The organism is Paenibacillus sp. PsM32, from assembly GCF_030433815.1.
Lineage (GTDB): Bacteria > Bacillota > Bacilli > Paenibacillales > Paenibacillaceae > Saccharibacillus > Saccharibacillus kyungheensis.
Map to the genome: position 1 here is coordinate 23226 of NZ_JARUWY010000001.1, position 12269 is coordinate 35494.

Genomic DNA, 12269 nt, shown 5'->3' on the forward strand with positions numbered 1-12269 from the left:
TTCTGCATGTAGAGTCAACAATATGAAATCATATGGCAGGTACCTATAGAGATAGCCCATAGAGTTCTACAAAAATCAAAAAAGACGCGGCTATATGCTCCGCGTCTTTGGATTTGTTCTAGTCATTGCAGGACGATGGAGGTGAATCCTTACCGCTCTCTACATTGATTTTCTCAGAAACGGTATCATGAATAACTGAAATAACCATTTGTAACATGTCGTTAATTTCAACCTGACTTTCTTGATAATCCGATACTAATGGAATATCATCCAGTTCTTGTTGTAAGGCTGTTAATTCGCCTTCAATTCTAGCAATCATTTTTTCATTTTTCATCGATTCAAAAGCAACCACTTCTTTTTGCTTTTTCTTAATCGTACGAATTAATTCTTCGATTCGTGGATGAGATTGAATCATTTTTTCTGCTCTTTTGAAATGATCCACTTCTTCACTTTCTGAGATCAGCGCAGCCAATTGCTTGGTTTTTGCCATAATATCTTCACGAATAAAAAGACCCTGTGTATTTAATTCAAGTGGTGCTCCGCCTGTCGTTGATTCAACATTGCGATCATGATGCTCCATCGACAATCCTCCGTTTACTTGCTCAAATTTAATTAATAGGCTACAGCAGGTTCAGCAACCAGTTCGCCTTTGATATAAAACGTTTTGTAATCGGTAATCTGTACGTGTACGAATTGACCGATCAAGTCTGCTGATCCTTCAAAATGAACTAATTTGTTAGAACGCGTGCGTCCTGCCAGAACCGTTGCATTGTTTTTACTTTCACCTTCAACCAGTACTTCAACCACTTGACCTAAGAATTTTTCACTACCGATTAAGCTGTAGTCTTTAATCGTTTGGTTCAAGCGTTGCAATCGTTCTTTTTTCACTTCCATCGGTACATTGTCTTCCATCACAGCTGCCGGTGTACCTTCACGTGGTGAATAGATAAATGTATATGCCGAATCAAATCCAACTTCACGTACAAGTGATAATGTTTCTTCAAATTGCTCGTCTGTTTCGCCAGGGAAACCTACGATAATATCGGTAGTCAGTACAGCATTAGGAATGGAGGCTTTGATTCTACCTACCAGATCCAAATATAACTCGCGTGTATATTTACGACTCATTTTTTTCAATACAGCACTGCTACCTGATTGTACAGGCAAGTGAATATGTTCTACCAGATTACCACCTTTAGCCAATACTTCGATCAGACGATCATCGAAATCTCTTGGATGCGATGTGGTGAAGCGAACACGCGGGATATCAATTTTGGAGATATCATCCATCAAATCTCCAAATGTATAGTTCATACCTGTCAAGTCTTTGCCATAAGCATTAACATTTTGACCTAGTAGTGTAATTTCTTTAAATCCTTGACGCGCTAATTCACGCACTTCAGCGATCACATCTTGCGGAAGACGACTGCGTTCTTTACCACGTGTAAAAGGCACGATGCAATACGTACAGAATTTATCGCATCCATACATAATATTTACCCAACCACGCATACCCTGCCGCTTTTTCGGTAAATTTTCGACGATATCTCCTTCTTTGGACCAGACCTCGACGACCATTTCTTTACTGAATAGCGATTCTTGAATTAAATAAGGCAGACGGTGAATATTATGTGTACCAAAGATCATATCGACAAAACCATGCTTTTGCATAATACGATTAACGACGCCTTCTTCTTGAGACATGCAACCGCATACGCCTAATAATAGGCCTGGCTTTTCAAGTTTTAATGTTTTGAGATGACCCAATTCACCAAATACTCGATCTTCTGCATTTTCGCGAATAGCGCACGTATTTAACAAAATAATATCTGCTTCTTCACGACTTTCTGTGGCTTGATAGCCCATCTGTTCTAACATACCTTTGATCGTCTCAGAATCATGCTCATTCATCTGACAACCAAATGTATAGACAAGATAATGCTTGCCTATCCCAACAGTACGTAGTTCTTCTGGAATACTTTCCTCATAGACAACTTGCACATCTTGTTTACCACGTTTCTTTTCTTCACGTTGATTCGGTTCAGATATAATATGGATTTCCCGACCTCGGATACGAATTTTTTTGCCGTTTTCATCTTCTGAAATCACTTTAGCATCCGAAAAATCAAAGTACTTGGAATAATCCTTAATTTCTTTTGACATGCTGCCACTCCCCACTGTAAGCATCATTCTAAAGTTTCTGTATGCCTCTTCCAACATCTTAAAAAAGCATTACTGCTAATTATATCATGCTTACTCTATTATAAAAAGCTGTCAAATCGTGCCTGTTCCACCAGTACAATGGTTCATGTTCTTAGTTACTTAACAAGATTTAACGAGCATTTACTGTACCGATACGAATCTTAGGTGATTTGGCAGGATCAATCGCTTTTAATACTTTTAACAAATTGGCTTCTGATAAAGCGATACACCCATCTGTCGGTTGGGTGGAACTTCTCCATTTGTGTACAAAAATCGCACTACCTTTGCCTTTTACAATCGGATTGATATTGTAATTAACCACCATTCCATATTTATAAAGAGGATTATTCATTTTCTCATAAGATGCCCAGCGTTGGTTGGGATCGCCCGATTCTGTCACTTTCTGATTATAATCACTAGAATTCACATCATCGACCCAGTAATCTTGAGCGGTGTGTTGTTCATAATCTAATTGTAACCCTGTAGGCTTAGGTGCTGTACCAAACGCTGTTCCTAATGAATATGTACCGATTGGTGTTTTACCATCACCTTCTTTGGTTTTGCCCAGTCCATGCTTACCCAAGACCACAGGTAATGCCGATAATTGCAATGTCCATTGTCCATTTTGTTTGGTATATACCTGAAGTGTGCCTTTAAATGTATTGTTGTGTGCAGCGGTAACGAGAACCACCTGTTCTGTATGCAATTGATCAAATGTCCGAAAAAGATTTTGCTGATACGCATCTTGTTGAGCGCTAGGCAGATTGGATGCTGCTATGCTTACCGATGTGGTTGTATTCGTGATAGCACTTAATGTATATAAAATGATCGCTAATGATATCCATTTGCCTATACTTTTACATGACATCTATATTCCTCCATTGTATATTTGATTTTAATAAGGAATGTACCATAAAAAAGATAAACAAAAAAGCCTATTTCTATAGAGCGAAATAGGCTTTTTGTCTATCTATTTATGATTAATCGATAATTTCAGCAGTGTCACCAGTCGCAGCACCGGAAGCATTTGCTTCATCTGTATCAATGTGCATATCCAAAGCGAAAGAATCGGATACACGTGCAATGACGTTTTCAAGAACAAGACCACGTTCACCAGACAAACGCACTTTTAACAACTCTTGATCTTTAATTCCCCATTTTTCTGCATCAGAAGTATGGAAATGAATATGACGTGCAGCTACAATCACGCCTTCTTCGATTTGCACTTCACCAGCTGGTCCTTTTAGAAGTACACCCGGTGTACCATCGATTTTACCAGACTCACGAACAGGAGCTTTCACACCAATAGCGAAAGAATCCGTACGAGAGATTTCCAATTGTGTTGCTGGACGAGCAGGTCCCAAAATACGAACTTTTTCAAACGTTCCTTTGCTTCCTACTACAGCAACCGTTTCATTAGCAGCAAATTGTCCTGGTTGGGACAACGGTTTGAATTCTGTTAATTGGTAACCTTCACCAAATAATACTTCGATATGTTCTTGGGTTAGATGAATATGACGTGCTGACACGCCTACAGGTACGATTTTACTCATGTAATCACTCACTCCTCTATTATTCTCTATTTCATTTGCACTTTGTAACAAAACGCACATACTCGTACATTTGCAAAATGCATGCTACTTTATTATACATCTTTTGTACCAAAAATGAAAAGCAACTCAGCAAAAAGACCTCCAAGCTTATAAAACAAGCTTACAGGTCCCAAGTATGCAAACAAATGACCACTTTCACCATCATCTCTGTTGCAAGAGGTATACGCTATGATCGTTAGGACTATAGGTATCTACTTACGTTCAGGATAGCAGCAGTATTATCTAGGTTCTACAATCAATTTCATGGCGGTTCTGTCTTCTCCATCAATCACAATGTCCGTAAAGGCTGGAATACAAATCAGGTCAACTCCACTTGGTGCTACGAATCCCCGGGCAATAGCTACTGCTTTAATCGCTTGATTAAGGGCACCTGCTCCAATGGCTTGAAGTTCAGCGGCACCTCTTTCACGCAATACACCTGCCAATGCTCCTGCTACAGAATTCGGGTTGGATTTTGCTGAAACTTTTAATACTTCCATGATAAGTACCTCCCCTGGGAATGAATGATGGCTTGATTCCATGATTAGTAGATAATATTCGACAACATCTCTACTGTTCCTGCTGAATTAAATCAAAAATCGATTATTTTCAGAGAAAATTTATAAAGATTTTAAACATCCTGCTTCTACTTGAAACTATTCCATATGCCATTCATCTTCATACATGCGAATCTTTTCGATCTTTTTCGCTCTACCGGTCTGATCGTCTATATCCACATACACAGCATGAAAATGCCATTTGCCTTCACAAACTTGAAAACGTGCTGGCAACTGTGTCTGAAATTTATATAATACCGCATCACGCTGCATACCGAGTACGCCTTCATACGAGCCTACCATCCCTGTATCGGTCAGATAAGCTGTTCCGCCAGGTAGTAAGGTATCGTCATTACTTTGTACATGAGTGTGTGTACCAACGACCATAGAAGCTCTACCATCCAAATGCCATCCCATAGCAATCTTCTCAGAAGTGGCTTCTGCATGGAAATCAACTAATACGCAATTTACTTTCCCTTTAAGCTCATCCATAATCTCATCGACTTTGCGAAAAGGACAATCGATCGCTGGTAAAAAGGTACGACCCTGTAGATTAACAATACCTAACTGCTTACCGCCAGCTTTGATAATCGTATATCCACGACCAGGCGTACCTGGAGGAAAGTTAGCGGGACGAATCATACGAGGTTCATCATCTATAAATTCAAAAATCTCTTTGTTGTCCCATGTATGGTTACCCATCGTTATACCATGTACACCCATTTCAAAAAGTTGACGTGCAATCCCTCGTGTAATTCCTCGACCTGAAGCAGAATTTTCGGCATTCGCTATGATGATGTCCGGGGTATACTTTGATTTTAACCGAGGTAGCGTCTCTTTAATCGCTTTACGACCTGTACTTCCTACAATATCTCCAATAAAAATAACTTTAATGATAATTCCTCCGTCCACGAAGAGAAAAAGTGACCTGATTGCCAGGTCACTTTTCGCATCGTTCTTTATTTTGCGTAATCGACTGCTCTCGTTTCACGGATTACAGTGACTTTGATATGTCCTGGATAATCCAGTTCATTTTCGATCATTTTAGTAATATCACGTGCCAAACGGAAACTATCTGCATCATCCACTTTATCCGGTTGAACCATAACACGAATTTCGCGTCCGGCTTGAATAGCATAAGATTTCTCTACGCCTTCAAAGGATTCAGAGATTTCTTCTAGTTTCTCCAGACGACGGATATACGTTTCTAATGTTTCACGACGTGCGCCTGGTCTTGCGGCAGACAATGCATCTGCTGCACCAACAAGCATCGCTATAATAGAAGTGGCTTCCGTATCGCCATGGTGAGACGCAATACTGTTAATAACGACTGGATGTTCTTTGTATTTCTTAGCCAACTCTACGCCAATCTCTACATGAGAACCTTCCACTTCGTGATCTAGTGCTTTACCGATATCATGCAGTAAGCCTGCACGTTTCGCTAATGTGATATCTTGTCCCAATTCGGAAGCCATTAGGCCGGTAAGGTAAGCCACTTCCATGGAGTGCTTGAGTACGTTTTGACCGTAACTGGTACGGAATTTGAGACGACCCAAAATTTTGATAAGATCTGGATGAAGTCCATGTACGCCAACTTCAAATGTAGATTGCTCACCGTATTCACGGATACGCTCATCCACTTCGCGGCGTGCTTTATCCACCATTTCTTCAATTCTTGCAGGATGTATACGTCCATCTGCTACCAGTTTTTCAAGAGCTGTACGGGCAATTTCACGGCGAATCGGGTCAAATCCAGAAAGGATAACAGCTTCCGGTGTATCATCGATAATCAAATCGATACCTGTAAGTGTCTCCAATGCACGAATATTACGACCTTCACGACCAATAATTCTGCCTTTCATTTCTTCATTAGGCAAGGTGACAACAGAGACGGTAGTCTCGGCTACATGATCAGCAGCACAACGTTGAATAGCAAGAGTAATAATCTCACGAGAACGTTTGTCTGCTTCATTTTTCGCCTGTTGTTCAATATCCTTGATCATTTGTGATGTTTCGTGGCGAACTTCCTGCTCCACGTTGCTCAAAATGATACCACGAGCATCTTCCATCGACAGATTAGAAATTCGTTCGAGTTCCGCAACCTGACTGGTGTGAAGTTGTTCGATTTGTTGCTGAGTCTCTTCAATACGTTTCTCTTTGTTAGCCACTTGTTCTTCTTTGCGTTCTAATGATTCAATTTTTTTATCCAGCGACTCTTCCTTCTGCAACAATCGTCTTTCCAGGCGTTGATTTTCATTACGACGCTCACGAATGTCTTTTTCAGCTTCAGTTCTGAGTTTGTGCACTTCGTCTTTTGCTTCCAGAACTGTTTCTTTCTTTTGTGCTTCTGCTTCTTTCTTCGCACTTTCTACGATTTGGATAGCAGCTTGTTCAGCACTAGAAATTTTAGCTTCTGCAAGAGACTTGCGAATAAAATATCCGACCAAGAACCCAAAGAATAATGCGGCAACAACGAGAATTGTGGTCCAGAGAACTTCCATTCTGTTCACCTCCTCGCTGATTCCTCCAAGGTATTCCCTGGGAATTACATGTTCATTGGTTAATCGATGATTCGTCCCTTATGCATTTGATTCATTGCTCATGCGGGTACATGTGCTAATTCCCTGTTCATAGGGAGATCAAACATTCTAAAATTCTTCAGAAATGCCTTGCTACAGAATCCATGATCACCTTCATCTTATCACCTGCCGGGAAAAGATGACGTAAAAATGACAATCTGCACAAGTACATTTTATTATTTGCCAAAAGACATTGTCAAGCAATTGCCGTAACCGTATTTATAGATGTCAAGTTTGTTATCCCAAATAAAGCGGTTATTCTGTTTTATTATATTTGGATTTTGGCGGTTATTCCCAATCATCTTCTGGTTTTTGTTGAACAGCTTCCAATGCTTTCCTTACAATATCCGAAGAATATCCTCTTCTCATTAAAAAAGCCATTGTTTTTCTTTTTTTATCAAAAACTTCTCCCGAAGTGGATTTCCATTTTTTTTCTGCCAATATAGTAGCACTGGCTATCTCATCATCTGGATCGATATCTTCCAAAGCTTGCTCAATATTTTCTTTATTTACACCTTTTTGGCGTAATTCTTGTCTAATCCATACTTTACCTTTTTTCTGACTTTTGACTCTTTGCTTCGCCCACTGTTGAGCATATAACTCATCATCGATCAGTTTCTCTTGTTGTAATCGCACCAGAGTAGTTTCGATAATTTCAGGATGGATTTCTTTTTCTTTGAGTTTGCGTGCAATCTCAGTACGAGTTCTTGCTTTACGGCTTAAATAATTTAAAGATTCTGCATATGCTGTTTGACGTTCATTCGCAATAACAATATTCTCTAGTTCTTCTTTAGAAAAAGACATCCCTTTTAACAGCCTATATTTGATCATAACATCTTCATGCACCATAAGAGCCAATTCCCCGAAAGATAACTTGTAATGATGCCTAGGCTTACGTAGAGGGGTTACAGCGGTAATCTCTACTTCACCTTCCTCGGGAAACCCATCTAAGCGTTCTCCTTCATCTGCATAGATATCCCATTCTTCATCGCCCTCAGGTTCAGATGTAGTATTTGATGTTTTTTTGGAATAACGACGATAATCAGCCATAATTGTTTCCTTTCGTCTATCTATATTTTAAATCAGTGTATAGTGTTCATATGAATCTCTTATTAAATATAAATAAAAAACGCCCTGAACGTATTTCACGTCCTGGGCGCTACAGGATTTAAGCTTGAAGCATCTTAAAGTTATTATTCAGTTGCTTTAGAGAATAATTCTTGCTCTTCAAGACTCTCTTTTTCTTTTTCTTCAGCAGATGGTTCTTCAACCACTGTTGTCAAATTGCTAGATACACGAATTTTTTGCTCGATGATATCTGCAATATGCGGATTTTCTTTCAAGAATTGTTTAGAGTTCTCACGACCTTGACCCATACGTTCACCTTCGTAAGAGTACCAAGCACCACTTTTATTTACAATATCGTGTTCTACACCGATATCGATCAAGCTTCCTTCTTTAGAGATACCTTCTCCGTACATGATATCTACTTCAGCTTGTTTGAATGGAGGAGCAACTTTGTTTTTAACAACTTTGATACGTGTACGGTTACCAACAACATCGTTACCGTTTTTGATTGCTTCTATACGACGTACGTCTAAACGTACAGTGGAGTAGAATTTAAGCGCACGACCACCTGGAGTTGTCTCAGGGTTACCAAACATAACTCCAACTTTTTCACGAAGCTGATTGATAAAGATTGTGATTGTTTTGGATTTGCTAATTGCACCAGACAATTTACGCAAAGCTTGAGACATCAAACGTGCTTGCAAACCAACGTGAGAATCTCCCATTTCGCCTTCGATCTCTGCTTTTGGTACCAATGCTGCTACAGAATCGACAACGATAATATCAACAGCACCACTACGTACAAGTGCTTCAGCGATTTCTAGACCTTGCTCACCTGTATCTGGTTGAGAAAGTAGTAATTCATCAATGTTAACGCCTAAGTTTTTAGCATATTGAGGATCTAGAGCATGCTCTGCATCGATAAATGCTGCTTGTCCTCCAGCTTTTTGAACTTCTGCAATTGCATGAAGTGCTACAGTTGTTTTACCAGAAGACTCTGGTCCGTATATTTCGATAATACGTCCTCTTGGCATACCGCCTGTACCCAAAGCAATATCTAATGCAATAGATCCACTAGGAATAACTTCAACTTGCATATGAGTGGATTCTCCAAGTTTCATAACTGAACCTTTACCGAATTGCTTCTCTATTTGACGAAGCGCCATATCTAACGCTGCACGACGATCTGACAATAAACTCACGTCCCTCTTCTTCTTATTTATACTCTAATTATACTACTTTTTTTCTCATTTGCCAAGCTTTTTTCGAACATATATTCGTGTTTTTGATATGAAATCCATATTATATTACATTTATTGGTAATAAATCAGGATTTCATTTTTTTACGTAACTTTTTTACTTTTTGGGGTGTAAACATAAAAAAACCGCAACAAATAAATTTGCTGCGGTTCTTCCGTCTGCGCTTATTTTACCATAGTAGAACTATACATTGCAACATATGCTTGGCATGATAAGACGTCTGTCACACACGTTTGTACGCATTTTGTTACTTTGGTAAAGATTCCTTCTGAAGTTCACTTAAACGAAGCCACAAACGGTACAGAATACTTTTGGCAGCGCGAACACGAATCGACTCACGATTGCCACGTATATTTAATTCAAATACCTGTGTAGGTTGATTCCGTTCTGCGAGTCCAATATAGACCAATCCCACAGGTTTGCGTTCTGAAGATCCTGGACCAGCAACACCGGTAATCGAAACAGCAAAATCAGTATCTAATATCTTTCTTGCTTCATCGGCTAATACTTCGGCTACTTCCGGGCTTACTGCTCCTGGAGCTTCTTCGCCTTCTAACAATTCACGAGGCACATTTAACATTTTTTCTTTCATTTCGTTGGAATAGCAGACGATTCCACCAAGAAATACATTTCCACTTCCCGGAATAGCGGTTAGATTTTGCATCAATAGACCACCTGTGCAACTTTCTGCTGCTGTGAGTGTCAATTTCATACCTGTCATCATCAGCAAAATCTGTTCTTCGATTCCGATATCTTGATCAGCATACATATGGTCAGGCAAACGTTCCCGAATTTGAGATTCCATCTGTTTGAGTTTGACCATGGCTTCTTTTTCTGTAGCGGCTTTGGTTGTCAAACGAATCGTGACTTCGGCTTCTTTGGCATATGGAGCAATTGTAGGATCACTTTGATCGTTAATCAGATCAATCAATGCTTCCTCCAATGCAGATTCACCAATACCGGCAAATTTAAGCATTTTCGAATAAATAGGATGTTCATCTGTTAATACATGTTCTAACAACCAAGGTTTTGCTTCATTTTCAAACATAGGCTGTAACTCTTTTGGTGGGCCTGGTAGAACGATATAATATTTTTCTTTATCTTCAATCGCTATACCGACAGCAAGCCCTGTTGAATTTGCCAATATATGGCTGTTCTCAATAACCAGTGCTTGACGACGATTATTTTCAGTCATCGTAATATTTCTACCTTCAAAAAAGCTTGCGACTTTTTCCATAGAAGCAGGATCTATATAGATAGATCTGCCTAGCACTTCAGCTAATGCATCTTTGGTTAAATCATCTTGCGTTGGTCCGATCCCGCCTGAAAATAAAATAACATCTGCACGACTACTGGCAAGCTCAATCGCTTGTTTGAGTCGATTTAAGTTATCCCCTACTACAGTCTGATAATATACATCTATTCCTATATAGGATAATTGTTGAGATAAATATCTGGCATTCGTATTCGTAATTTGACCTAGTAATAGTTCTGTACCTACTGCGATAATTTCTGCTTTCATTACAAGTGCCTCCTCGTTATTAGGGTTGCTCTGTGATGTAAGTGCTTAAAAAATAAACCAATCATACGTATGGCAAAAGGAAAAGGCAATAGAGAGAACCCTATTGCCACTTACGCTGTATTACTTGTTATATCACCTATTTGCTGTTAAACAGAAACAGGTAGTTTATTCGGAAAAATGAATAACCGATTTGTTTTTGACAAAATAATCAATCCCTGAATAGATGGTGATTAACGTAGCTATCCAGATCATAATTTCTGCAAATGGAATACCTAGTAGAGCAAATGGAAAATTGTTAATCATCAAAGCAGAAATCGCAATAATTTGTGTAATCGTTTTGGCTTTGCCCCAATTGCTAGCAGCCATTACTTTACCATCCAATAAAGCAATTTGACGAAGTCCTGTGACTGCAAATTCGCGACTGATAATAACTACAACCATCCATGCTTCACATTTACCCAGTGCAACCAAAGAGATCAAAGCAGCAGATACTAATAATTTATCAGCCAAAGGATCAAGTAATTTGCCTAGATTCGTTACCAGGTTACGACTACGGGCAATATGTCCGTCAATTCCATCTGTACTGGCTGCAATAATAAAAATTAATGCTGCAATCAGATCGTTATAACTGACCTCAAAAGATGCTCCAATTTTTAAAAGCCCTTCTCCAAACGAAAAATTAACGAGCAGGAACAACATCATCACTGGTACTAAGAAAATACGTGTAAGCGTTATGCGATTAGGTAAATTCATTGTGTATCCTCCTTGCTGTATCTATTGTCCACAGCGAACCAATGATATGTAATTGCTCCCGCCTGCATCTTTTGTTTCATACTTTTACTGCCTCCATCAATTCTATAGCAAATAGGATAATACCGTGTTTATTTCATATTGGTGAATTGAAGATCCACAGTAAGGTCAGCTTTGCGAAGCAATTGAATCACTGCTTGCAAATCATCTCTATTCTTTCCGGTAACCCGAATCTGATCGCCTTGAATCTGACTTTTTACTTTCAGCTTCGCATCGCGAATCAATGTATTGATTTTTTTGGAGTTTTCTTGATCGATGCCTTGTTTTAATTTGAGTCGTTGACGTACTGTTCCCATCGAAGCAGACTCTATTGTTCCATATTCTATATTTTTGATCGGCAATCCTCTTTTGATCATTTTAGATTGCAAAATATCGATCAAAGCACCCAACTTATAATCGTCATCCGAAACAACAACTAATGTTTCTTTTTCCAAAGTTAGACTACTTTTGCTTCCTTTAAAATCAAAACGGCTCGCTAATTCTTTCTCCGTTTGAGTAATAGCATTGGTCATTTCTTGCATATCCATTTTGGATACGATATCGAATGAACTATCTGCCATGTGATCTCCCCCTTTTAGATAAAATTATAGAATATATGTTGTTACAAGTCTAATGGCACAAAAAGGACATCCTTAATCTGCTGTCTTATGGCAGCTTGAAGGTATGTCCTTTTGTGTGA

The 12269-nt window shown here is 39.1% G+C and carries 12 protein-coding genes; all 12 read right to left on the reverse strand.

Going from position 1 to position 12269, the window contains the following annotated elements; all coding sequences use genetic code 11:
* Positions 1 to 118 precede the first annotated feature (118 nt).
* Positions 119 to 580 carry a RicAFT regulatory complex protein RicA family protein gene (locus QCD85_RS00110; protein ID WP_204824512.1) on the reverse strand — a complete coding sequence of 154 codons (462 nt, stop codon included), beginning with the start codon at positions 578 to 580 and terminating at the stop codon, positions 119 to 121.
* A 32-nt stretch (positions 581 to 612) separates the two neighbouring features.
* The gene (gene miaB, locus QCD85_RS00115) at positions 613 to 2163 is read right to left on the reverse strand and encodes a tRNA (N6-isopentenyl adenosine(37)-C2)-methylthiotransferase MiaB (RefSeq protein WP_204824513.1); all 1551 of its coding nucleotides are present in this window, start codon (positions 2161 to 2163) and stop codon (positions 613 to 615) included.
* A 169-nt stretch (positions 2164 to 2332) separates the two neighbouring features.
* On the reverse strand, positions 2333 to 3070 hold the full coding sequence (locus QCD85_RS00120) for a L,D-transpeptidase family protein (RefSeq protein WP_301261316.1): 738 nt from the start codon (positions 3068 to 3070) through the stop codon (positions 2333 to 2335).
* A 112-nt stretch (positions 3071 to 3182) separates the two neighbouring features.
* A complete protein-coding gene (gene pduL / locus QCD85_RS00125; RefSeq protein ID WP_273615823.1) occupies positions 3183 to 3755 on the reverse strand; it encodes a phosphate propanoyltransferase in 573 nt (190 codons plus the stop codon).
* A gap of 278 nt (positions 3756 to 4033) precedes the next feature.
* On the reverse strand, positions 4034 to 4294 hold the full coding sequence (locus QCD85_RS00130; RefSeq protein ID WP_017813748.1) for a stage V sporulation protein S: 261 nt from the start codon (positions 4292 to 4294) through the stop codon (positions 4034 to 4036).
* Between the two features lie 156 nt (positions 4295 to 4450).
* Entirely contained in the window at positions 4451 to 5245 is a 795-nt protein-coding gene (locus tag QCD85_RS00135; protein WP_273616286.1) for a TIGR00282 family metallophosphoesterase, read from the reverse strand.
* A 65-nt stretch (positions 5246 to 5310) separates the two neighbouring features.
* Entirely contained in the window at positions 5311 to 6852 is a 1542-nt protein-coding gene (gene rny, locus QCD85_RS00140) for a ribonuclease Y (protein WP_069327318.1), read from the reverse strand.
* A gap of 366 nt (positions 6853 to 7218) precedes the next feature.
* Positions 7219 to 7980 (reverse strand): regulatory protein RecX, encoded by a 762-nt coding sequence (locus QCD85_RS00145; RefSeq protein ID WP_273615822.1) that lies wholly within the window; start codon positions 7978 to 7980, stop codon positions 7219 to 7221.
* A gap of 143 nt (positions 7981 to 8123) precedes the next feature.
* Positions 8124 to 9191: a recombinase RecA gene (recA, locus tag QCD85_RS00150; protein WP_273616285.1), complete on the reverse strand. Its 1068-nt coding sequence runs from the start codon at positions 9189 to 9191 to the stop codon at positions 8124 to 8126.
* A 314-nt stretch (positions 9192 to 9505) separates the two neighbouring features.
* Entirely contained in the window at positions 9506 to 10780 is a 1275-nt protein-coding gene (locus tag QCD85_RS00155; RefSeq protein ID WP_301261317.1) for a competence/damage-inducible protein A, read from the reverse strand.
* Between the two features lie 165 nt (positions 10781 to 10945).
* Positions 10946 to 11533: a CDP-diacylglycerol--glycerol-3-phosphate 3-phosphatidyltransferase gene (gene pgsA, locus QCD85_RS00160; protein WP_274170290.1), complete on the reverse strand. Its 588-nt coding sequence runs from the start codon at positions 11531 to 11533 to the stop codon at positions 10946 to 10948.
* Positions 11534 to 11661: 128 nt separating this feature from the next.
* Positions 11662 to 12150: a YajQ family cyclic di-GMP-binding protein gene (locus QCD85_RS00165; protein WP_204824518.1), complete on the reverse strand. Its 489-nt coding sequence runs from the start codon at positions 12148 to 12150 to the stop codon at positions 11662 to 11664.
* Positions 12151 to 12269: the final 119 nt, after the last annotated feature.

Excerpts from the sequence above, each read along its gene's own strand:
- pgsA (WP_274170290.1), bottom strand. The coding sequence starts at position 11,533 with ATGAATTTACCTAATCGCATAACGCTTACACGTATTTTCTTAGTACCA.
- QCD85_RS00120 (WP_301261316.1), bottom strand. The coding sequence starts at position 3,070 with ATGTCATGTAAAAGTATAGGCAAATGGATATCATTAGCGATCATTTTA.
- miaB (WP_204824513.1), bottom strand. The coding sequence starts at position 2,163 with ATGTCAAAAGAAATTAAGGATTATTCCAAGTACTTTGATTTTTCGGAT.
- QCD85_RS00165 (WP_204824518.1), bottom strand. The coding sequence starts at position 12,150 with ATGGCAGATAGTTCATTCGATATCGTATCCAAAATGGATATGCAAGAA.
- rny (WP_069327318.1), bottom strand. The coding sequence starts at position 6,852 with ATGGAAGTTCTCTGGACCACAATTCTCGTTGTTGCCGCATTATTCTTT.
- QCD85_RS00130 (WP_017813748.1), bottom strand. The coding sequence starts at position 4,294 with ATGGAAGTATTAAAAGTTTCAGCAAAATCCAACCCGAATTCTGTAGCA.
- QCD85_RS00155 (WP_301261317.1), bottom strand. The coding sequence starts at position 10,780 with ATGAAAGCAGAAATTATCGCAGTAGGTACAGAACTATTACTAGGTCAA.
- pduL (WP_273615823.1), bottom strand. The coding sequence starts at position 3,755 with ATGAGTAAAATCGTACCTGTAGGCGTGTCAGCACGTCATATTCATCTA.
- QCD85_RS00110 (WP_204824512.1), bottom strand. The coding sequence starts at position 580 with ATGGAGCATCATGATCGCAATGTTGAATCAACGACAGGCGGAGCACCA.
- QCD85_RS00145 (WP_273615822.1), bottom strand. The coding sequence starts at position 7,980 with ATGGCTGATTATCGTCGTTATTCCAAAAAAACATCAAATACTACATCT.